The sequence below is a fragment of the Henriciella aquimarina genome (genome assembly GCF_002088975.1).
GTDB lineage: Bacteria > Pseudomonadota > Alphaproteobacteria > Caulobacterales > Hyphomonadaceae > Henriciella > Henriciella aquimarina.
This window is the reverse complement of sequence record NZ_NCST01000072.1, coordinates 104,325-124,130: the sequence shown is the minus strand read 5'-3', so window position 1 is coordinate 124,130 and position 19,806 is coordinate 104,325. Positions and strand designations below refer to the sequence as shown.

The following is a 19,806-nucleotide window of genomic DNA, read 5'->3' as shown; positions in this document are numbered from 1 at the left end:
GCTCAGCAACTGTATTGGATGTCATGTTTTCTGAGTTTTGCGTTGAGGATTGTGAGGAGTTTTCTGGCGATAGCGATGAGGGCGAGCTTTGGAGGTTTTCCAGCGGTTCGCATGGCGCAGTAGGTCTGCTTGAGCCTTGGGTGATGGCGCGAGGCTGAGAGGGCGGCGAGGTAGAGTGCTTCGCGCACCCTTGCGCGCCCGCCCCAGACCCGGCGTTTTCCCCTGAAGCTTCCGCTTTCATGGGCATGGGGAGCAAGGCCTGCAAGGGCTGCGATGGGTCTTCGGGCCAGGTGTCCGAGCTCTGGCAGGAAGGCGAGCAGGGCTGCGGTTGTGACCGGTCCGACGCCCGGTTCGCTGGCGATGAGGCGGGCCCGGCCAGCCAGGGTGTCATCGGCCTCGATATGGACCGCGATCTCCTTGTCCATGGTGACGATCTGTCGGGTCAGGCCTGCGATCCTGGCTTTCAGCCGCCGCACCAGCGGGCCGCAGCGATAGCGTTCGAGCTGGTTGAGACAGGCTTTTCGGGCTTCAACAAGATCATGCCGGTAGGCGTGAAGCTCGCGCAGGACCTGCACGCCGGGTGCGGGTGGGACGTGCACCGGCAGGCTGATCTGGCCGGCCATGGCCGACAGGAGCCGGGCATCGACACGGTCTGTCTTGGCCAGCACGCCAGAGGCGCGGGCAAACTCGCGCGCCTGGCGCGGGTTGACCCGGTACATCCGCACGCCAGCCTGGCTCATCGCCCGTTCGAGCGCTTCGCCATAAGGGCCTGTGGCCTCGAAGACGATGGATGGGGGAGCCAGCAGACAGAGGGTATCGAGCCCTGCCGCATCATTGGACAGCCGGTGAAAGCAGCCGTCACGCGGATCGAAGACATCGAGATGCGTCTTGGAAATATCGACGCCGAGAGCAGGGTGTGACATGAAGAAAATCCTGTCCTTGTCATACGGGGTCGGCTGTCACCGCCCCTGGCAACTGTTCAGGCGACACAACTGTCGTACCCGGCAGGCGAGCCCCTGGCTGAGCCACGATCCGTCAAATCAAGGATGAGAACGGGGTCTCGCCTGCCACCCCTCTATCGCACACTTCAAACAGACAAGGATGAGGCCTTAAAAGCGGAACCGCCATAGCGCTCATCCTGAGCGAAGTCGAAGGACGGGCGCGGGAAATGGAGAGCGGGGCCAAAAAAAAACCGCTCATCCCGGCGCAGGCCGGGATCCCGGGCCACAGGCGGACCGCTTCAATCGCTTGAGGCCCCGGCTTTCGCCGGGGTGATCGGGCAGCAGCCCTGAGCGCGCTCCATGTGAGGCGCGTCAGCGCCGATACGGGATCAAACCAGGGATTCCCTGAGCCGGATCCATCGCGAAGCGGGGATCAAAACCAAAAAGCCGAAGCGGGGATCACCCCATAAACCACCCCTGCGCCCCGGCCCCTGACAATCGCGCGCGTTTCGACTATATGGCGCGCTTGAAAACTTTGTTTCTGCTTCGGGCCTTGAACCCGCTGGAGGATGAGAATGACCGATCTGAAGACCGCCGACACCGGCGGGCTGAACTCGCTTGGTTTTGCCAAGCCCCCGTCCGAAACCCGCGTTGTGGCCGCCATGTCCGGTGGCGTCGACAGCTCCGTCGTGGCCGCGATGCTGGCCGAAGAGGGCTATGACGTCGTCGGCATCACGCTGCAGCTCTACGATCACGGCGCCGCCGTCGAGAAGAAGGGCGCCTGCTGTGCCGGCCAGGACATCCATGATGCGCGCAATGTCGCCGACCGCATCGGCATTCCGCACTATGTGCTTGATTATGAAAGCCGTTTTCGCGAGCAGGTGATGGAGGATTTTGCCGACACCTATCTGACCGGCTCAACCCCGATCCCCTGCATTCGCTGCAATCAGACGGTCAAGTTCAAGGACCTCCTCGCCACCGCGAAGGAGCTTGGCGCCGACTGTCTGGCGACCGGGCACTATATCCGCCGCACCGAGGGCGAGACCGGGGCCGAGCTGCACCGCGCCGCCGACCCGTCGCGCGACCAGTCCTATTTCCTGTTCGCCACCACGCGCGAGCAGCTGGACTTCCTGCGCTTTCCGCTCGGCGGCCTGCCGAAGACGCAGGTGCGCGAGCTGGCCGAAAAGTATGACCTGCCCGTCGCCGACAAGCCCGACAGCCAGGACATCTGCTTCGTGCCGCAAGGCTCCTACGCCGATGTCGTGAAGAAGCTGCGCCCGGGCGCGGGCCGCGGCGGCGAGATTGTGCATCTCGACGGGCGCGTACTGGGCGAGCACAAGGGCGTCATCCATTACACGATCGGCCAGCGCCGCGGGCTCGGCATCGCGACGGGCGACCCGCTCTTCGTCGTGAAGATCGACGCGGCTACCCGCCGGGTGATCGTCGGCCCGCGCGAAGCGCTGCTGACGGCCGGGCTCGGCATGGAAGAGCTGAACTGGCTCGGCGAAGGCACGCTCGAGGCGGCCTGCGACGAGGGCCGCCCGGTTCTGGCGCGGGTCCGCTCGACGCGCGATCCGTTGCCGGCGCGGCTTGGCTGGCAGGAAAATGAACCTGCGGTTTATTTCGATATACCTGAAGAAGGGGTGGCGAAGGGCCAGGCGTGCGTCCTGTACGATTTTTCTCATGAAACTCGTGTAATGGGGGGCGGCTTTATTGCCTCCACCATCCCCGCAGACGCCCGGGTTTCGGCCTAAAATCGTATAAACTTGTACAGTTTCAGCACACTTGCATCAGGCCGGGACAGGTTTGCGAACGCCGACTTAACGGGGTGGGCAAGACCGTTTTGAATTTTCATGAAAACTCACCGGTCCTGCTGAAACCTCATTTAAGATGCCTGCTGTAGACATGGATCCATGGACGCAGAAGCGTTCACGGCATCAACCGCTAATAATGGTGGATTTCATGGCGCAGCAGAATGCTAGAACTTTGAGCGTGAAGGGCCCTGACGGGCAGCCGATGACACGGGAAGACCTCCCTCCCCCCGGGATCAGCCGCTGGGTGACTCGCCGCAAGGCCGAAGTCGTCGCGGCGGTCCGGGGGGGCCTCCTGACCAAGTCGGAGGCCTGCGAGCGCTATGCGCTGACCGAGGAAGAGCTGAATGGCTGGTCGAAGCTTTACGACCGCCACGGCGCCAAAGGCCTTCGCACCACCCGCCTTCAGCAATATCGCGCTTGACCCTCTTCGGCATATGGCACTCCATCTCCGGCGCCCGACGCTATCGTTAAAGCGCCGTTTACGCTGATCCGCCTAAGTCTGGCCTGACCCTGTCATGCATTTCACATGACAGACAGCGATCAGACGAGGCGATATCAGTGACAAAGTCCAGAATGCCCCAAGGCACGCAGCTGGCAGCGCTTCTCGCGTTCTGTCTGGCTGCGTGCCTTTTGGTCTGGCGGGGCAATACCCTGCTGCTCGACCGCCCGGCTGACCCGGCCGCCACGACGCCGGAACTCGCCCGCCTCACCTCGCTGATCGAACCCGTCCTTGGCCGCGACACCGTCCGCATGGCCACGCACACCGCCGCCGACGGGGCCCGCACCTATCTCCTGCTCGTCGACACCGGCCAAGCCAGTACAGAGCTCGGCGCCGGGACCACGGCCCGCATCACCACCATCCTGGAAGCTGCGGCCGGCTTCGACGCCACGCGCGACCGCCTCGACATCCAGCCCTTTGCCTTCGCGCCGGGCACCACGGGCGGCCTGCAACAGTCCGGCTTGATCGAACTTGGTCTCCTCGGCGCGGTCTGCGCGCTTCTGGCGGGCCTGCTTGTCTTCGGACGCCGCGCCGACAAACGCGAAGAGGCCCCTGCCGCCCCCCGGCCTGAGCGCCGCGGCGAGAATGAGCCCCCCATCCTGCGGGCCGTTCCCATGCCGGAGCGCTCGGAGGACGAGGACAGCCAGACAGAAGCCCGCCGTCTCGCTCGCGACAATCCGCAGGAGACCGCCCGGATCCTTCGCACCTGGATGGCAGAGGAGCGTTCATCATGAGCCTGCCCGCCCTGGCCAATCCGTCCGCCCCCTCCGCTTCGCCCGGTATGCTGCGCGCTGCGCGTCTGATGCGCGAACTGGGCCCATCCGCCTCGGGTGTCTGGGCTGAACTGTCCACGGAAGAGGCCGACCAGCTGGGCGCCATCATGTCCATGCAAGGCTCCGCGCAGACAGGGGACACCGTGCCGGCCGAAAGCCAGGCGCTTGTCTCCGCCCTGCGCGAGGGCTCAAAGCCCGACCAGACCACGCCGGCGGCCTCGCTCTGGTCGCGGCTCTCGAGCCTGGATCCGGCGGTGCTGGCGCGGAACATCGAACATGAGAACCCGCAGGTGATCGCCGTCATCCTGTCCCGGCTCGATCCGGACACGGCCGCCCAGACCGTGCGCGCCCTGCCCCGCGGGGCCGCGACCGAGGCGCTTCGCCGCCTGCTCCATCTCGGATGGGTGCGCGCCCCGGCCCTGAAGGTGATCGAGACGGCCCTGAAGGACCTCGTCACCACCGGCCCGGCCCGCACGCGCAGTGACGGCCATGAAGCCGTCGCCCGGATCTTCGACCAGATGGACCCGCGCGCCGAGCAGGCACTGATCGCCTCCCTTGAGCAGAAAGAGCCCGGCAGTCAGGCCCGCGTGCGCGCGCTGATGTTTACTTTTGACGACCTCTCCACCCTGAATCCGGCCGCGATACAAACCATACTTTCGCGCGTCGACCGGGCGGTCCTGGCGACCGCTTTGAAGGGCGCCAAACCTGCCACCCGGGACGTCTTCCTGCAGAACATGACCCAGCGCGCCGGCAGCCTGCTCGTCTCGGATATCGAGGCGCTTGGCCCCACGCGGCGCTCGGAGGTCGAGGCGGCCCGGCAGGAGATTACCGGCATTGCCCGCTCGCTGGCCCGGCGCGGCGACATCCTGGCGGCCAATGACGAAGAGGACGAACTCATCGAATGAGCGCGCGCCCCGTCAAATCCGTCACCCCGTTCGATTTCCGCAGCGATTTCGAGGCGCCGGACACGACGTCTACGGAGGATGACGACCGCATCTCGATCAGCGTGTCGGAGCTTGCCGCCCTGCTGGAGGATACCCGCCGCAGCACGGCCGAAATGCTGCGCGACGAACAGGTGCAGATCCAGGCCGACGCCATGCGGGAGTCGGCAACCGCGCTGAAACAGGCGCTCGCCCGGATCGTGGACCTCGTCGAACTCCTTGAAAAAGCGTCACTTTCCGAAGAGACGCGGGAAGACGCCCTGTCGCGGGTGCGCAGCATCGCTGCAGAGCTGATTGACGGACAGGGCAATCTCTTCCAAAGCTGAGCGGGCTACGAGATGGTCCGGAATGACCTGTTCATTCCTCGGAAACCATTCCCCGCGAGGCTACTGATTCGCAGAAGAGTTGTGGAGTTTGTCGATGACGACCAATCGCGCCCTGGAATCCAGTCTCATGGATGTACCCGTGCGTGTGGACGTCGTTCTCGGAGAGGCCCGCATGCCGATCGAGGAGCTCATGAATCTCAGCGACGGCGAGATCGTGGCGCTCGAAAAGCGAACCAATGAACCCGTCGACATCTATGTCTCCGACCGGCTGATGGCCCGTGGCCGCCTGGTTGTGTCGGATGGCCAGCTTGGTGTAAAACTCTCCGAGATTGTCGACGAAAAGCGCGCCGCCTGAACCGGCCCGCAAATTAACCCTGACCATCCACAAGTTTCCCGTTTGCCGGCGGCAAGCGTTTTGGTTTCCCTAACAAATTAACAGATTTTGTTAACCTTTTGCGGCGAGGGTGTGATTCCGGAAGTGGAGTTTATTGCCCATGCGCATGAAAATGTTCGCAGCAGAGACGTTCGAGGCCGCCAAGGCGATGATCTTCGCCGAAATGGGCGAGGACGCGATCATTCTGTCAGAGAGGGAAGTGCCGGGAGGCGTCGAGGTTCGCGCAGCGACCGACAAGCTGGGCGGCGGCATGGTTCCGAGTGAACCGCGTTTCCTGACCCGCCTCAACCGGCAGCAGCCGTCCCCTGGGCGCCCGCAGGACAACCCCCTTCGCAACCGCGTGCGCGATGCCCTTATCTGGCATGGCGCCCCGGAGCGGTTTGCCGAACGGGTTGCCGACTCGGGCATGCCGATCAGCAGCCGGACGCAGGATCCGGCCGACATCATGGCCTCGGGCCTCGATGCGCTGATCACCTGCGACCCGATCCCGGCCATGCCGACCCGCGACATTCTCCTGATCGGCCCGCCCGGACACGGGCGCACGGCCACAGCCGCCAAGATGACCCGCCGCGCCGCCGTTGCGAATGCCGAAGTGCTTCCGGTCGCAGCCGATCTCGATGCGACCGCCGGTGGCGCCCAGCTGGCCGCCTATCTCGAACTCGAGCAGCGCCAGATCCGCGCCGCTCGCACGCCGGAAAGCCTTTTCTCGCTGCTGCGGGGCGCGCGCACCGACGGGTATCGTTGCATCATCGACCTGCCGGCCATCGTCCCCTTCGATGAAGAGGACATGGCCAGCCTCAAGGATCTCATCAACGTCATCGACGCTGAACCTGTCCTCGTCATATCGGCAGAAGGCCACCCCGATGACCAGGCAGAAGCCGCCCGCGCCTTCGCCGCTGTCGGCGTGCGCCGGGCAATCGTCACCAAACTCGACGTGACGCGGCGGCGTGGCGGGGTTGTTTCCGCCCTCTCGGCGGCAGGCCTCGCCTTCGCCCACCTCGCCGTCACGCCGTTCATCGGCGGCGGCCTCGTTCCGGCCGCACCGGGACGGTTATCAAGAATTCTGCTGGAAGAAGCTCCAGCAGATGTCGCCCTGAAAGGAGCTGCATGAGATGAGCTTCATGCTTCCGAAATCCATGGACAGGCCCACTGGCTCGCAGAGCAAGATTCCGCGCCGCCGTGTCCAGCCTGGACAGATCATCGCCGTCGCCTCCGGTAAGGGCGGCGTCGGCAAGACCTTCATGTCAATCACCCTGGCAAGCGCCTTCTCCCAGGCCGGGCAGAGAACCCTGCTCGTCGACGGGGACCTCGGCCTCGCCAATGTCGACGTTCAGCTGGGCATCGCGCCCGAGACCGACCTCGCCGCGGTGATCGCCGGCTGGATCGAGCTTGAGGATGCCGTCATCAATGTCGATGGCGGGGCTGGTCAGGGCGGCTTCGACGTCCTGCCGGGCCGCTCAGGCTCCGGGGCACTCGCCGAACTCTCCTCAGAAGAAGTTGCCCGGCTCGCCGCCGGTCTTTCTGCGCTGGCCCTGCAATATGACAAGGTCGTGCTCGATCTCGGCGCCGGCATCGAGGCCAACTGCATGCGCCTCGCCCGGGCCGCCGACAAGGCGCTGATGGTGATCACCGATGATCCGTCCTCGATGACGGACGGCTACGCCTTCATCAAGGTGCTGCGTGGCTACGCGCCGGATGTCGACCAGGGCATCATCATCAACCAGGCCCAGAACCGCGCCATGGGACAGCAGACCTATGAGGCTATCGCCCGGGCCTGCAAGCAGTTCCTTGGCTTCCGCCCGGCGCTCGCCGGGGTCGTCATGCGCGACGAAAAGGTCCGTGAAGCGATCCGCAGCCAGCGCACACTGATCTCGACGGATCCCTCCGCCCAGCCGGTGCAGGATGCCATCGCGATCGCCCAGACCCTTATCGGTCATAGCGGCGGCGCTGATCTTCATTGTTAAGAGGTATGAACAGAATCAGCCGATAATCAGGATGCGTTAAATTCTTGGTAATGATCGCGCCGTAGATTCACATTGGTTAACGGGGCGGCTACGGTGTCGCTAGAGTGATTCGGGAGCACAGATTATGAGAGTTCTTCTTATTGAAGATGACAACTCGGTCGCCCGCAGCATAGAGCTTATGCTGAAGGCGGCTGGCTTCAATATTTACACCACCGATCTCGGTGAAGAGGGTGTCGACCTCGGAAAGGTCTATGAGTACGACATCATCATTCTCGACCTGTCGCTGCCCGATATCTCCGGCTACGACGTGCTTAAGCAACTGCGCATGGCACGCATCAATACGCCGATCCTGATCCTGTCGGGCAATCCGGATATTGAAGCGAAAGTTAAGACGCTCGGTTACGGTGCAGACGATTACCTAACCAAGCCCTTTAACAAGGACGAGCTGATTGCCCGCATCACGGCAATTGTGCGCCGCTCCAAGGGCCATGCCGAAAGCGTCATCCGCACCGGCGAAATCCTGGTCAATCTCGATTCCAAGACGGTCGAGGTCGAGGGCGAACGCGTCCACCTGACCGGCAAGGAATACCAGATGTTCGAGCTGCTCTCGCTGCGCAAGGGCGTGACGCTCACCAAGGAAATGTTCCTCAACCACCTTTATGGCGGCATGGACGAGCCGGAACTGAAGATCATCGACGTCTTCATCTGCAAGCTGCGCAAGAAGCTCGCCAAGGCCACCGCCACTTCGGACAATCCGGGCGGCGAGCATTATATCGAAACCGTCTGGGGCCGCGGCTATGTCCTGCGTGACCCGAAGAAGAGCAAGGACGAGGCACTGGCCGCCGCCTGATCTTCAAGACCGAACCGAACACTCAAGGAAAACCCCGGCCCTCGCGCCGGGGTTTTCTTTTGCCGGTGCAGGGACAGCGCGGGTCGCAACGGTGAGGCAGGCCCCTTAAATAGCCGGAATGACAAACACACTGATCGACGATCTGTCGCTGAGCGTCCCCGTTTTCCAGGCGCCCATGGCTGGGGTTTCGACACCGGCCATGGCGGCTGCGGTCTCTGAGGCCGGCGGTCTCGGCGCCCTCGGACTCGGGGCAGCGACACCAGAGAAAGCCCGCGCCGCCATTTCGAAAACGCAGGCGCTTACGGCACGGCCGTTTAACGTCAATCTGTTCTGCCACGCGCCGGCCCATCGCGACACAAAGGTCGAGCAGACCTGGATAGACCGGGCCGCTCCCCTCTTCGCCAGGTTTGAGACCTCCGCCCCTACCAGCCTGCGCGAAATCTACACCAGCTTTCGCGAAAACGACGCGATGCTAGAGGTCCTGCTTGAAACTCGCCCGGCCGTGGTGAGTTTTCATTTCGGCTTGCCGACGGCCAAACAGATCGAAGCGCTGCGCACGACCGGCGCGCGTCTCATCGCCTGCGCCACATCGCTTGAGGAAGCTCAGGCCATAGAGGCTGCCGGGCTCGATGCCGTTATTGCGCAAGGCTGGTCGGCCGGTGGGCATCGCGGCATCTTCGACCCCGGCTCGAGGGACAGGAAACTGTCAACAGAGGCGCTAACCCGCGAGCTGGTCGCCAAGACCAGCCTGCCTGTCATCGCAGCCGGCGGCATTATGGACGGCGCCGACATCCGCACAGCCCTCGCGGACTGGGGCGCTGTCGCCGCGCAGCTCGGCACCGCCTTTGTCGCATGCCCGGAAAGCGCTGCTGATGACGCCTATCGTGCCCGTATGGAGGCTGGCGGAGAGACAATCATGACATCGGCGATTTCCGGGCGCCCGGCCCGCTGCCTGTCAAACGCGTTCACGGCCTGGGGACGAGACGCCGATCCGGCTGCCATCCCGGCCTACCCTTGCGCCTACGACCTTGGCAAAGCGCTCAACGCCGCCGCCAAGGCAAAGGGAGAGATAGGCTTTGGCGCCCAATGGGCCGGCGAAGGCGTGGCCCTGGCGCGGCCCCTTCCGGCTGCGGACCTTGTCACGACCTTGGCCAAAGAGCTGCAAGTGGCAGGCTGAGCATACGCCAGCCTGTCCCTATTCCCCTTCGCCGCCGTCCTCGGCATCGACGCCGCGGCCATGCGGATGGGGTCCGCGACGGCGTGTGGCGCCGCGCTGGCGCGAGGGCTCGGTGCTGGCGCTCTTGTGCTTGTCGGGAATATCGCCCTGGTCGACATCCTCGGCGCCCTCTTCATCGGACACGCCCGCCTCGTCATCGGCGGCATCGCTGTCATTGCCCGGTGGCTGAAAGTTTTCCGGCGCAAAACCGTCCGGCAGCTTCTCGAAATAGAGCGAGCGGCTCGGAAAGGCGAAGCCGGCCTCTTCGGCCTCGACCGTCTTCTTGATGAAGAAGGCAAGCTGCTCCTTGATGGCCAGCCATTCGCCCCAGGTCGTCGTCTTGGTGAAGCAGTACACCATGATCGTGACCGAGCTGTCGGAGAACTCGTCGACATGGACGAAGGTGGAAACATCGGCGGCCGGCGCGAAGTCGTCGTTGGAGGTGATGTACTCCTCGATCGCGGTGCGGATATTGGCCAGCTGCTCGTCGGTGGTGCGATATTCCAGTCCGATCTTCCAATAGATCCGGCGATGCGTCATGCGTGAGAAGTTGATCAGCGGATTGTCGGCGAGCTTCGCATTCGGAACATAGACCGGCGCCTTGTCGAACCGGCGCACCGTGGTGGACCGGAAGCTGACATCCTCGACGATACCCTCGACCACCCCATCGACCGAGATCCAGTCGCCCTTGGACAGGCGCCGCTCGCCAATGATGGTCATGCCGCCGATCAGGTTCTTGAACAGGTCCTGCGCGCCGAGCGCCACAGCAACCGACAGGAGCGAGAGCGAGGCGAGGAAGGGCAGCACCGGCACGCCCCACACATCGAGCACGGCTGCGCCCCCGATGAAGAAGATGATCCCCTTCACGATACGCTTCATCCAGTCGAGGAAGGTCTCCCCCAGAACCCGCCGCATGCGCCTGAGCAGGCCGAGCACCGGGTCGACCACCCGGAAGAGCGCCCAGAAAACGGCAATGATGAGAATGGAACGGGTGATGTTCGCGACGATGACGTCAACTTCGCCTGACGCGCCCAGCGCCTGCGCCGCGAAAAAGACGCCGGCGGCCAATGGCAGCAAGGTCAGCGGTTTCTTCAGCGCATCGACCAGCTGGTCGTCGAAATCGGTCTCGGTCCGCCCGGCGAGCTTGCCGATGGTGACCGCGATGATCTTGGCAATCAGCCCGCGCAGCAGGAAGGCAACCGCCAGGATGGCCAGCGCGAGCACGCCCTTGCCAATGGGCTGGCCGAGAAAGCCGGTGGTGAACACGCTTTCGACCTGGGTCCAGAAGTCCCGCAGCGACGAAACGATTCCGAATTCCTGAAGGGATTCCATGGCCAGCCCCGCTGTTTCACGCCCGGTCCTGAGACGTCCGGGCCGATAGCAAAACGCCCCGCAAGGTTATTGCGGGGCGCCTGATTTTGATCTTCCAGATCTGTCTTAGGCCGACTTGCGGTCGTCGTCCACTTCCTCGAAGTCGGCATCGACGACATCGTCGTCTCCATCAGCAGCCGCATCGGCCTTTGCGTCGGATTCAGCGGTTTCTTCCTGCTGGCTGGCATAGATCGCCTCGCCGAGCTTCATGGCCGCCGTCATCAGGGCCTGATGCTTGGCCTGGATATCTTCGAGGTTGTCGCCTTCGGCCGCCGTGCGCAGCTCTTCAGAGGCCTTCTCGATCTCGGACTTCACCTCGGCGCTGACCTTGTCGCCATGCTCGGAGAGCTGCTTCTCGGTCTGGTGCACGAGGGCTTCGCCGGAGTTCTTGGCCTCGACGAGTTCGCGACGCTTCTTGTCGGCCTCGGCATTGGTTTCCGCATCCTTCATCATGTTGTTGATCTCGTCTTCCGAGAGACCGCCCGATGCCTGGATGGTAATCTTCTGTTCCTTGTTCGTCGCCTTGTCCTTGGCGGACACGTTGACGATGCCGTTGGCGTCGATGTCGAAGGTCACCTCGATCTGCGGTACGCCGCGCGGGGCAGCCGGAAGGCCTTCGAGATTGAACTGGCCGAGCATCTTGTTGTCGGCCGCCATCTCACGCTCACCCTGGAAGACGCGGATCGTCACCGCCGGCTGGTTGTCCTCAGCCGTGGAGAAGGTTTGCGACTTCTTGGTCGGGATCGTGGTGTTGCGGTCGATGAGGCGGGTGAACACGCCACCCAGCGTCTCGATGCCGAGCGACAACGGGGTCACGTCGAGCAGGACAACGTCCTTCACATCCCCTTGCAGGACACCGCCCTGAATGGCCGCGCCGATGGCAACCACCTCATCCGGGTTCACACCCTTGTGCGGTTCCTTGCCGAAGAAGTCCTTCACCGAGGCCTGCACGGCCGGCATGCGGGTCATACCGCCAACGAGCACGACGTCGTCGATATCGGAGGTCGACTTGCCGGCGTCAGCCAGCGCCTTCTTGCACGGGTCGATGGTACGCTTGACGAGGTCTTCGACAAGGGTCTCGAACTTGGCGCGCGTCAGCTTGATGTTGAGGTGCTTCGGACCGGACTGGTCGGCGGTAATGAAGGGCAGGTTCACTTCGTATTGCGAAGCGGACGACAGCTCCTTCTTCGCCTTCTCGGCTTCTTCCTTCAGGCGCTGGAGGGCGAGCTTGTCCTTGGACAGGTCGATGCCCTGGTCCTTCTTGAACTCGGCCACGAGGTGATCGACGATCCGAAGGTCGAAGTCCTCACCGCCGAGGAAGGTGTCGCCATTGGTCGACAGCACTTCAAAGACACCGTCGCCGATCTCGAGGATCGAGACGTCGAACGTCCCGCCGCCAAGGTCATAGACGGCGATCGTCTGACCGTCATTCTTGTCGAGGCCATAGGCCAGCGCAGCCGCAGTCGGCTCGTTGATGATGCGCAGCACTTCGAGGCCCGCAATCTTGCCGGCGTCCTTGGTCGCCTGGCGCTGGGCGTCGTTGAAGTAGGCCGGAACGGTGATGACCGCCTGGGTCACTTCCTCACCGAGATAGGCCTCGGCGGTTTCCTTCATCTTGGTCAGGATGAAAGCGGAGATTTCCTGCGGCGCGTATTCCTTGTCGCGGCCTTTCACCCAGGCATCACCATTGGAGCCCTTCACGATCTCGAAGGGGGAGATTTCCTTGTCCTTCTGCGCGGTCGGGTCGTCGAACTGGCGACCGATCAGGCGCTTGATCGCATAGAAGGTGAAATCCGGGTTGGTGACAGCCTGCCGGCGCGCCGGCATGCCGATAAGGCGCTCGCCGCCTTCGGTAAAGGCGACAACGGACGGGGTCGTGCGCGCGCCTTCAGCGTTTTCGATAACTTTGGCTTCCTTGCCATCCATAACGGCAACACAGCTGTTGGTGGTGCCGAGGTCGATACCAATGATCTTTCCCATATCAGTTCACTCTCTCTTCTTTAGCCGCCGCCGTTTCGTTTTTTTCGGTCTGTCGGGCAGCACCCCAAAACGACGGCTCTCTGGATTGTGAAATTCGCGTCCGCCTTCAAGGCAAACGTGTCTTCAGGCAGCGATATGGGAAAGCCTTTCGCAGGCTCAAGAGGCAGGCTCACATTTGCAGGTGCATGACGCGGCGGATCCGGCGTCATGACAGGCTGCAATCCGGAATAGCCCGTAGGCTGAAGACCCGGCCGAACGCCTGCTCCGGCGCTCCGGGGACGCCGTGTTGCAAGGGCTGGTGCGGACCGGTGCGGCGATATGGCAATGACATAAGAGCCCTGCCTGCACACCCCTTACTTGATAATGCGTCGCAATTGCATATTTGATGTCCCGTGACGCGCAAGAAGAGATCCCCCATGCCCCGCTCCCTGCTGAAAACCTGCACCTACAGCCTGATGCACCTGAGCGTTGCCATCACGGTCGCCTTTGCCCTGACCGGCAACTGGGCGGTCGCTTTCAGCATCGGCCTCATCGAGCCCTTCGTGCAGACCGCCGCCTATACCGTGCATGAGCGCGCCTGGGAGAAATGGATGCCCGGCCGCCAGGCGCGCATCGAATCCGTGCACGCCCTGCCGCCGGTGAACGCGCCGCAGGACGGCCCGGACGGGTTCGCCATAGCCCAGCCGGCATAAATTTTTGTCATCGCCCTCGTCTTCCCGCTGAGGCCGCCCCACATCGTGAGGCGCTGAAAAGACAGCAGGAAGGACTCCTCCCATGAAATATACGAAGCTCGGCCGTACCGGTCTCGTCGTCTCGAAACTGTGCCTTGGCACGATGACGTTTGGCGGCCAGACCGGCTTCTGGAAATATATCGGCAAGCAGCAGCAGGACGATGCCGACGAACTGGTGCGCACGGCCTTCAATGCCGGCATCAACTTCTTTGATACAGCCGACGTCTATTCTGCCGGCATCTCGGAAAAGATGCTCGGCCAGGCGATCCGCAACAACAATCTCCCGCGCGACGAGATCGTCGTCGCCACCAAGGTCTTCGGGCGTGTCTCCATGGCGGTGGCCGACGATGCCGCCGACAGCGTGAAGGCCGAGGCCGAACGCCGGGAAAAGGAAGCCCGCAACATCAACGGCCTCTCGCGCAAGCACATCATGGACGGTGTGGAGAAGAGCCTCGACCGGCTGGGGCTCGACTATATCGACCTCTATCAGGTCCATGGCACAGACCCGCTGACCCCGATCGAGGAGACGGTCGAGGCGCTCGACCTGCTTATCCGTCACAACAAGGTGCGCTATGTCGGCCTCTGCAACATGCCGGCCTGGCTGATCATGAAGGCGGTCGCCTATGCCCGCGAGAAAGGTCTGCACCGCTTCGAGTCCTGCCAGATGTACTATTCCATCGCGGGCCGGGACCTGGAGCGTGAAGTCGTGCCACTGGCCAAGGATCAGGACCTCGCTATCCTGCCCTGGAGCCCGCTCGCCGGCGGCTTCCTGTCGGGCAAGTATACCCGCGAGGGCGACGAGCCGAACGATGCCCGCCGCACCGCGTTCGACTTCCCGCCCATCGACAAGGAAAAGGGCTATGACATCGTCGACGTCATGCGCGAGATCGCTCAGGCGAAGAAGGCGACCGTCCCGCAGGTCGCGCTCAGCTGGCTGCTGCACCAGCCGCATGTCACCAGCGTCATTATCGGGGCGCGCACCCTCGACCAGCTGAAGGACAATCTCGGATCGATCGATCTGGAGTTCAGCTTCGACGAGCTTCAGGCGCTGAACGAGGCCTCAGCGCTGAGACCGGAATATCCGGGCTGGATGCTGGAACGTCAGCAGGCCGACCGGAATGGGCAGGTCTCCTGACGGGAGCTAGCTTGTTCGCAAGTTGGGCTTGTGGTCCCCTCACCCCCTCCAACCCGTGAGGACATTGCCATGATGCGCACGACCACAAGCCTGCTTGCCGCCCTGGCCCTCATCGCGGCCTGCGAACCCGCAAACCGGACGACCGAGACGCCCGGCCCCGACAGCCTCCGGCAAACGCCGGAGACCGATGCGCCGATACGTCTGGTCGAGCGATGGAAGGCTGAGGGCTTCGCCTCCCCCAAGGGCGTCGCGGCCGCGCCGGGCGGGGGCTATTTCATCTCCAATATCGCCGGGGAGCCCGATGCGCGTGACGGCTCTGGCTGGATTTCGAAAGTCTCTGCCGAGGGCGAGGTCCTCGAGGAACGGTTTGCCACCGGCATGGACGCGCCCCAGGGCATGGTGGTCGACCGGGGCATCCTCTATGTCGCCGATATCGACCGTATCCACCTCGTCGACCCGGATGACGGCACCTTGCTCACAACCTTCGACATCAAAGGGGCCGTGGCTCTCGCCGACATGGCCGCCTGGAACGCCACCGTGCTCGTCTCCGACAGCGCGGGCGGCAAGATCTGGCGCCTGGCTGGCGACGAGAGCGGCATCTGGCTGGAGGATGAGCGGCTTGCCGGTGTGACCGGGCTTGAGCCCGACGGCGACCGGTTACTGGTCGCGACCAAGGCATCCGGCACGCTCTATGCGGTCAATGAGGCTGGCGCGCTGAGCGAGATCGTCACCGGCCTGGACGAGGCCGAAAGTGTCGGCCGGACAGAGGGCGGCTATCTCGTCTCCGGCCTACCGGGCCAGGTCTGGTTTGTCAGCGACAAGGGCGAGACGGCGGAGCTGCTCAACACACAGGAAAACGGCATCCTGCAGAACGACCTCACCGTCTTCGGCGACACCGTCATCATCCCGAACATGCTGCCCGGAACAGTTACGGCGTGGACGATTGAGGCGGCTGGCTAACTCGGCTGCCCCGCGCTGACCGCAACCATCGCCGCGCGCAGCACACGGTCGCCGATCTTCCAGCCATTCTGGAAGGTCTGGGCGATAGTGCCGGACGGGTGCTCTGACGGGATCTGGCTGACCGCCTCGTGCATGTTCGGGTCGAAGGTCGCGCCCGGTTCGGCGTCGATGGCGACCACGCCATGCTTGGCGAGCTTGGTGTGCAGCTCCTTCTGCGTCATCTCGATGCCGCCCAGCAGGTTCTCGCCGGCCTCGGTCAGCTGCGCGCGCTCATCGTCGGGCAGCGCGGCCAGTGCGCGGGCAAGATTGTCCGAGACACTGAGCAGGTCGCCAGCGAATTTCTCCACCGCATAGACGCGGGCGTCAGCGACCTCGCGGCCGGCGCGCTTGCGGATGTTTTCCATCTCGGCATGGGCGCGCAGCACCTGGTCTTTCAGCGCGGCAACCTCGCCTTCCAGCTCGGCGATGCGGGTTTCGTCGCTCACGCCTTCATTGTCGGCCTTCGCGGCCTCTTCCAGCGCTTCGGACTCCGGGGAGCCGGCATCCAGCGTTTCGGTCTCGACGGCCTCTTCCGGCCTTTTCTGATCTTGGCTCATGCCTGGTCTACTCTCACGTTTTCTGGCGCTCGCCTAGGATCTGCCCGACGATACGCGCAGTGTAATCCACCATCGGGATCACCCTGGCATAGTTCAGACGGGTCGGGCCGATCACGCCGAGCGCGCCGATTACCTGTCTCGTGGCGTTCATATAGGGAGCAACAATCAGGCTTGAACCGGATAACGGAAAAAGCCTGTTTTCGGAGCCGATGAAAAGGCGAACACCTTCTGCCTCTCTCGTCGAGTCGAGCACGTCCAGCAAGCCCTGCTGGCGCTCCAGGATGTCGAAGAGCTGGCGCACCTGCTCCATGTTCTCCGCCGCGCCCGGATCGTTCAGCAGGTTGGCGCGGCCATGCACGATAAGTGCGCGTTCCTCACCGGGCACTTCGCCGGCCCATTCGGCCAGCCCCTGCTCGACAAGGCTTGCCGCCGCCTGATCCAGCTGGGCGCGGCGTTCCTGGATTTCCTCGCGGATGGCAAGCGCAGCTTCGCGCAGCGTCTTGCCCTTCATCCGGGCGGCGAGATAGTTGCCCGCCTCCATCAGCGTCGTCGCCGGAAGCCCGGCCGGGACCCTGACCAGGCGGTTTTCGACGTCGCCCATCTCATCGACGAGGATGCAGAGCGCCTCGCCGGTCGCCAGCGGCACGAATTCGACATGACGCACCGGGCGCTCACGCGTCGGGGAGGCGACCAAGCCCGCCCCGCCGGCCAGGCCGGACAGGATGGAGGACGCCTCCTTCAGCACGCCCTGCATGTCGCGCCCGCCAGAGCGCAGGCGCTCCTCGATTTCCGAGCGGTCCTGCTCGGTCGGCTCCCCGATTTCGAGGAAACCGTCGACGAACAGGCGCAGGCCGATATGAGTCGGCATCCGCCCGGCCGAGATGTGCGGGCTGTCGAGCAGGCCGATGTCGGTAAGGTCGGCCATGACATTGCGAATGGAGGCCGGCGACAGGCTGATTCCGCTCTTCGAAAGCGTGCGAGACCCGACCGGTTCCCCGGTCTCCAGATACGTCTCCACGATCTCGCGGAAGATGGTCCGTGAGCGGTCATCCAGGCTCTGCAACAGGCCACTAAGGGGGCGTTCGTCACTCATTTCGGCGAATCTTTATGAATTACAATCTCCAGTTTCAATAAGGCTTTTTTCCTTGGACACCCCCCTAAAATCGGGTTCCATGCCGTCCATGACAAGCGTGCCAGTAAAGTTACCGCTACGGCAAGTTGTTGCCTATGGTTCAGTCGGAATTCCCTTTGGCGCCGTTGGCCTGCCCATGGCCGTTTTCATCGCGCCTTTCTATGCCGAACAGATGGGCCTCGGCACGGCCCTTGTCGGTATTATCTTCATGGTCCTGCGATTCTGGGACTTGTTCTCCGACCCGGTCATGGGGTGGCTGGTCGACACGCGGCCGTCCCGTTTCGGCAAGGTCAAGCACTGGCTGCTGATCGCGGTCCCGATCCTGCTGCCGGCGGTCTGGTTTCTCTACAATCCGATCGGACCGCCAGTTTCACCACTCTTTCTCGCGATCATCCTCTTCATCTTCTATGTCGGCACGACGATGATCGTGACGCCGCACCAAGCCTGGGCGCCGTCCATCGCACGCAATTATGACGAACGCTCGCGCCTGTTCATGTGGCGTGAGCTGTTCACCATCTCGACCATGCTGGTGATGCTGGCCCTGCCCGCCATCCTGTCACGCGCCGGCGATGTCAGCTTTGCCCAGCAGATCTCGATCATGGGCTGGTTCCTCATCATCGCGCTGCCGGTGACGGTCGGCGCGGCCGTCTGGCTCGTGCCCGATCCGCTGCCCGAGGCCGATGCGCCGCGCGCGAGCTTCCATCCCAAGGCCATTCTCGAAGCCCTGAAGCAGCAGACGCTGTGGCGCCTGCTCGTCACCGAAATCTGTATCGGTATCGCCATCGCAGGGACGGCCGGCACCTTCCTGTTTGCCGCGCAATGGGGCTTCGGCGTCGGCCACGGCATGGCGTCGCTGATCCTGATGTCCCACTTCATCGCGGGCTTCGCCGCCATGCCTGTCTGGGTCGCGATCTCCAAGCGCAGCGAGAAATACATCGCCATGCGCTCGGTCTGCCTGTGGTCCGCCGTGACCTATATCGCCTACATGCCGCTCGCCATCATGGGGGGCGGGACGGTCTCGCTGTTCATTGCGGCCGTCATTTCCGGCGTCGGCTATGGCTCCCCCTTCATCCTGGTCCGCTCGATGATGGCAGACCTTGTCGAAGCCGAGGAAGCCCGCGGCGGCGGCAACCGGGCAGGCCTTTTCTATTCGCTGATGTCTGGCGCCTACAAGACAGGGGCGAGCTTCGCCATCGGCATTCCCTATGTCCTGCTGGGCGTGCTGGTCGGCTTCAATCCGGCAACGGACAATTCCCCCGAAACGGTGCGCGGCCTGATGCTGGTTTTTGTCGGCGTTCCGGTCGTCTCCTATGCCCTCGCCGCGCTCCTCATCTGGCGCTATCCGATCACCCGCGCCGAGCAGGTGAAAGCAGCCGAAGCCATAAACGCGGGTGGACAAGCCAATCTGGAATCGCTTCATCCGCCGGTGAACGAAGGAGATGCCCCATGACAGATTTTTCGCGCCCCTCTGGCCGGACGGCCGACCAGCTTCGCGACGTCGTGCTTGAAACCAATGTGACCCGCTATGCCGAAGGCTCGTGCCTGGCGAAGTTCGGGCACACCCATGTGCTCTGCACCGCCAGCTGGTCCGACAGCGTCCCGCCCTGGCTGCGCGGACAGGGCAAGGGCTGGGTCACCGGCGAGTATGGCATGCTGCCGCGCGCGACCCATACCCGTGGCAACCGCGAAGCCGCCCGCGGCAAGCAGTCGGGCCGCACCCAGGAAATCCAGCGTCTGATCGGGCGCAGCCTGCGCTCGGTCGTCGATCTTTCCGCGCTCGGCGAAAACCAGCTCACCATCGACTGCGACGTCATCCAGGCCGATGGCGGCACGCGCACCGCCTCCATCACCGGCGGCTTCGTCGCCATGGCGCTGGCGCTGAAATACCTGCGCGAGGAAGGCATCATCAAGGCCGATCCGATCCAGAAACAGGCCGCCGCCATCTCGGTCGGCCTGTGGCAGGATAAGCCTGTCCTCGACCTCGACTACCCGGAAGACTCCGGCGGCGAAGGCGACATGAACGTCGTCATGAGCTCCGATGGCGGCTTCATCGAGATCCAGGGCACCGGTGAAGAGCGCCCGATGACGCGCGCCGAAGTCGAAGAGATGATGCGACTGGCCGAAAAAGGCTGCACCGAGCTGTTCGAGGCCCAGAAGGCGGCGATCGGCTAGGCGTCACGCCT

The 19,806-nt window shown here is 63.6% G+C and carries 20 protein-coding genes; 15 read left to right on the top strand and 5 right to left on the bottom strand.

The window, feature by feature from the left end; all coding sequences use genetic code 11:
- Positions 1 to 2: 2 nt before the first annotated feature.
- Complete coding sequence (locus B8784_RS11825; protein ID WP_084396516.1) at positions 3 to 923, bottom strand: transposase; 921 nt, start codon at positions 921 to 923, stop codon at positions 3 to 5.
- Between the two features lie 593 nt (positions 924 to 1,516).
- On the opposite strand from B8784_RS11825, the gene mnmA reads away from it, so the two are divergent.
- From mnmA to B8784_RS11775, 10 genes are all read left to right on the top strand, one after another.
- Positions 1,517 to 2,695, top strand: a complete 1,179-nt coding sequence (gene mnmA / locus B8784_RS11820) for a tRNA 2-thiouridine(34) synthase MnmA (RefSeq protein ID WP_084398148.1) — start codon at positions 1,517 to 1,519, stop codon at positions 2,693 to 2,695.
- Positions 2,696 to 2,903: 208 nt separating this feature from the next.
- Complete coding sequence (gene sciP / locus B8784_RS11815; protein ID WP_143435451.1) at positions 2,904 to 3,176, top strand: CtrA inhibitor SciP; 273 nt, start codon at positions 2,904 to 2,906, stop codon at positions 3,174 to 3,176.
- Between the two features lie 137 nt (positions 3,177 to 3,313).
- Complete coding sequence (locus B8784_RS11810; RefSeq protein WP_143435450.1) at positions 3,314 to 3,988, top strand: hypothetical protein; 675 nt, start codon at positions 3,314 to 3,316, stop codon at positions 3,986 to 3,988.
- Positions 3,985 to 4,932 (top strand): flagellar motor switch protein FliG, encoded by a 948-nt coding sequence (locus B8784_RS11805; RefSeq protein ID WP_084398145.1) that lies wholly within the window; start codon positions 3,985 to 3,987, stop codon positions 4,930 to 4,932. The genes B8784_RS11810 and B8784_RS11805 overlap by 4 nt, the downstream gene beginning before the upstream one ends.
- A complete protein-coding gene (locus B8784_RS11800; RefSeq protein WP_084398144.1) occupies positions 4,929 to 5,294 on the top strand; it encodes a hypothetical protein in 366 nt (121 codons plus the stop codon). The genes B8784_RS11805 and B8784_RS11800 overlap by 4 nt, the downstream gene beginning before the upstream one ends.
- Before the next feature lie 94 nt (positions 5,295 to 5,388).
- A complete protein-coding gene (gene fliN / locus B8784_RS11795) occupies positions 5,389 to 5,649 on the top strand; it encodes a flagellar motor switch protein FliN (protein WP_143435449.1) in 261 nt (86 codons plus the stop codon).
- 139 nt (positions 5,650 to 5,788) lie between these two features.
- On the top strand, positions 5,789 to 6,799 hold the full coding sequence (locus B8784_RS11790) for a flagellar biosynthesis protein FlhF (RefSeq protein WP_233356097.1): 1,011 nt from the start codon (positions 5,789 to 5,791) through the stop codon (positions 6,797 to 6,799).
- A gap of 1 nt (position 6,800) precedes the next feature.
- Complete coding sequence (locus B8784_RS11785; RefSeq protein WP_084398143.1) at positions 6,801 to 7,652, top strand: nucleotide-binding protein; 852 nt, start codon at positions 6,801 to 6,803, stop codon at positions 7,650 to 7,652.
- Between the two features lie 124 nt (positions 7,653 to 7,776).
- Positions 7,777 to 8,502 carry a response regulator transcription factor CtrA gene (gene ctrA / locus B8784_RS11780; protein WP_084398142.1) on the top strand — a complete coding sequence of 242 codons (726 nt, stop codon included), beginning with the start codon at positions 7,777 to 7,779 and terminating at the stop codon, positions 8,500 to 8,502.
- 118 nt (positions 8,503 to 8,620) lie between these two features.
- Positions 8,621 to 9,679, top strand: coding sequence for an NAD(P)H-dependent flavin oxidoreductase (locus B8784_RS11775; protein ID WP_084398141.1), 1,059 nt, complete (start codon positions 8,621 to 8,623; stop codon positions 9,677 to 9,679).
- 18 nt (positions 9,680 to 9,697) lie between these two features.
- On the opposite strand, the gene B8784_RS11770 is transcribed toward B8784_RS11775, so the two are convergent.
- Together B8784_RS11770 and dnaK are read right to left on the bottom strand one after the other, a co-directional pair.
- Complete coding sequence (locus tag B8784_RS11770; protein WP_084398140.1) at positions 9,698 to 11,050, bottom strand: mechanosensitive ion channel family protein; 1,353 nt, start codon at positions 11,048 to 11,050, stop codon at positions 9,698 to 9,700.
- A gap of 105 nt (positions 11,051 to 11,155) precedes the next feature.
- Positions 11,156 to 13,069: a molecular chaperone DnaK gene (gene dnaK / locus B8784_RS11765; protein ID WP_084398139.1), complete on the bottom strand. Its 1,914-nt coding sequence runs from the start codon at positions 13,067 to 13,069 to the stop codon at positions 11,156 to 11,158.
- Between the two features lie 416 nt (positions 13,070 to 13,485).
- On the opposite strand from dnaK, the gene B8784_RS11760 reads away from it, so the two are divergent.
- The 3 genes from B8784_RS11760 to B8784_RS11750 all read left to right on the top strand — a co-directional run bounded on the left by B8784_RS11760 (position 13,486) and on the right by B8784_RS11750 (position 15,895).
- Positions 13,486 to 13,761 (top strand): DUF2061 domain-containing protein, encoded by a 276-nt coding sequence (locus B8784_RS11760; protein ID WP_084398138.1) that lies wholly within the window; start codon positions 13,486 to 13,488, stop codon positions 13,759 to 13,761.
- Between the two features lie 82 nt (positions 13,762 to 13,843).
- Positions 13,844 to 14,935, top strand: coding sequence for an aldo/keto reductase (locus tag B8784_RS11755; RefSeq protein WP_084398137.1), 1,092 nt, complete (start codon positions 13,844 to 13,846; stop codon positions 14,933 to 14,935).
- Between the two features lie 69 nt (positions 14,936 to 15,004).
- Entirely contained in the window at positions 15,005 to 15,895 is an 891-nt protein-coding gene (locus B8784_RS11750; protein WP_084398136.1) for an NHL repeat-containing protein, read from the top strand.
- Here B8784_RS11750 and grpE read toward each other — a convergent pair.
- Both grpE and hrcA read right to left on the bottom strand, forming a co-directional pair.
- Complete coding sequence (gene grpE / locus B8784_RS11745) at positions 15,892 to 16,491, bottom strand: nucleotide exchange factor GrpE (protein ID WP_084398135.1); 600 nt, start codon at positions 16,489 to 16,491, stop codon at positions 15,892 to 15,894. The genes B8784_RS11750 and grpE overlap by 4 nt on opposite strands.
- 13 nt (positions 16,492 to 16,504) lie before the next feature.
- A complete protein-coding gene (gene hrcA / locus B8784_RS11740; protein WP_084398134.1) occupies positions 16,505 to 17,584 on the bottom strand; it encodes a heat-inducible transcriptional repressor HrcA in 1,080 nt (359 codons plus the stop codon).
- On the opposite strand from hrcA, the gene B8784_RS11735 reads away from it, so the two are divergent.
- A complete protein-coding gene (locus tag B8784_RS11735) occupies positions 17,523 to 19,073 on the top strand; it encodes an MFS transporter (protein WP_084398133.1) in 1,551 nt (516 codons plus the stop codon). The genes hrcA and B8784_RS11735 overlap by 62 nt on opposite strands.
- A complete protein-coding gene (rph, locus tag B8784_RS11730) occupies positions 19,070 to 19,795 on the top strand; it encodes a ribonuclease PH (RefSeq protein WP_084398132.1) in 726 nt (241 codons plus the stop codon). Before B8784_RS11735 ends, rph begins: the two co-directional genes overlap by 4 nt.
- The last annotated feature ends 11 nt before the right edge of the window (positions 19,796 to 19,806 follow it).

Coding starts and splice junctions, on each gene's coding strand:
- B8784_RS11825 (WP_084396516.1), bottom strand. CDS start 923: ATGTCACACCCTGCTCTCGGCGTCGATATTTCCAAGACGCATCTCGAT.
- mnmA (WP_084398148.1), top strand. CDS start 1,517: ATGACCGATCTGAAGACCGCCGACACCGGCGGGCTGAACTCGCTTGGT.
- sciP (WP_143435451.1), top strand. CDS start 2,904: ATGGCGCAGCAGAATGCTAGAACTTTGAGCGTGAAGGGCCCTGACGGG.
- B8784_RS11805 (WP_084398145.1), top strand. CDS start 3,985: ATGAGCCTGCCCGCCCTGGCCAATCCGTCCGCCCCCTCCGCTTCGCCC.
- B8784_RS11800 (WP_084398144.1), top strand. CDS start 4,929: ATGAGCGCGCGCCCCGTCAAATCCGTCACCCCGTTCGATTTCCGCAGC.
- fliN (WP_143435449.1), top strand. CDS start 5,389: ATGACGACCAATCGCGCCCTGGAATCCAGTCTCATGGATGTACCCGTG.
- B8784_RS11790 (WP_233356097.1), top strand. CDS start 5,789: ATGCGCATGAAAATGTTCGCAGCAGAGACGTTCGAGGCCGCCAAGGCG.
- B8784_RS11785 (WP_084398143.1), top strand. CDS start 6,801: ATGAGCTTCATGCTTCCGAAATCCATGGACAGGCCCACTGGCTCGCAG.
- ctrA (WP_084398142.1), top strand. CDS start 7,777: ATGAGAGTTCTTCTTATTGAAGATGACAACTCGGTCGCCCGCAGCATA.
- B8784_RS11775 (WP_084398141.1), top strand. CDS start 8,621: ATGACAAACACACTGATCGACGATCTGTCGCTGAGCGTCCCCGTTTTC.
- B8784_RS11770 (WP_084398140.1), bottom strand. CDS start 11,050: ATGGAATCCCTTCAGGAATTCGGAATCGTTTCGTCGCTGCGGGACTTC.
- dnaK (WP_084398139.1), bottom strand. CDS start 13,069: ATGGGAAAGATCATTGGTATCGACCTCGGCACCACCAACAGCTGTGTT.
- B8784_RS11760 (WP_084398138.1), top strand. CDS start 13,486: ATGCCCCGCTCCCTGCTGAAAACCTGCACCTACAGCCTGATGCACCTG.
- B8784_RS11755 (WP_084398137.1), top strand. CDS start 13,844: ATGAAATATACGAAGCTCGGCCGTACCGGTCTCGTCGTCTCGAAACTG.
- B8784_RS11750 (WP_084398136.1), top strand. CDS start 15,005: ATGATGCGCACGACCACAAGCCTGCTTGCCGCCCTGGCCCTCATCGCG.
- grpE (WP_084398135.1), bottom strand. CDS start 16,491: ATGAGCCAAGATCAGAAAAGGCCGGAAGAGGCCGTCGAGACCGAAACG.
- B8784_RS11735 (WP_084398133.1), top strand. CDS start 17,523: ATGGTCCGTGAGCGGTCATCCAGGCTCTGCAACAGGCCACTAAGGGGG.
- hrcA (WP_084398134.1), bottom strand. CDS start 17,584: ATGAGTGACGAACGCCCCCTTAGTGGCCTGTTGCAGAGCCTGGATGAC.
- rph (WP_084398132.1), top strand. CDS start 19,070: ATGACAGATTTTTCGCGCCCCTCTGGCCGGACGGCCGACCAGCTTCGC.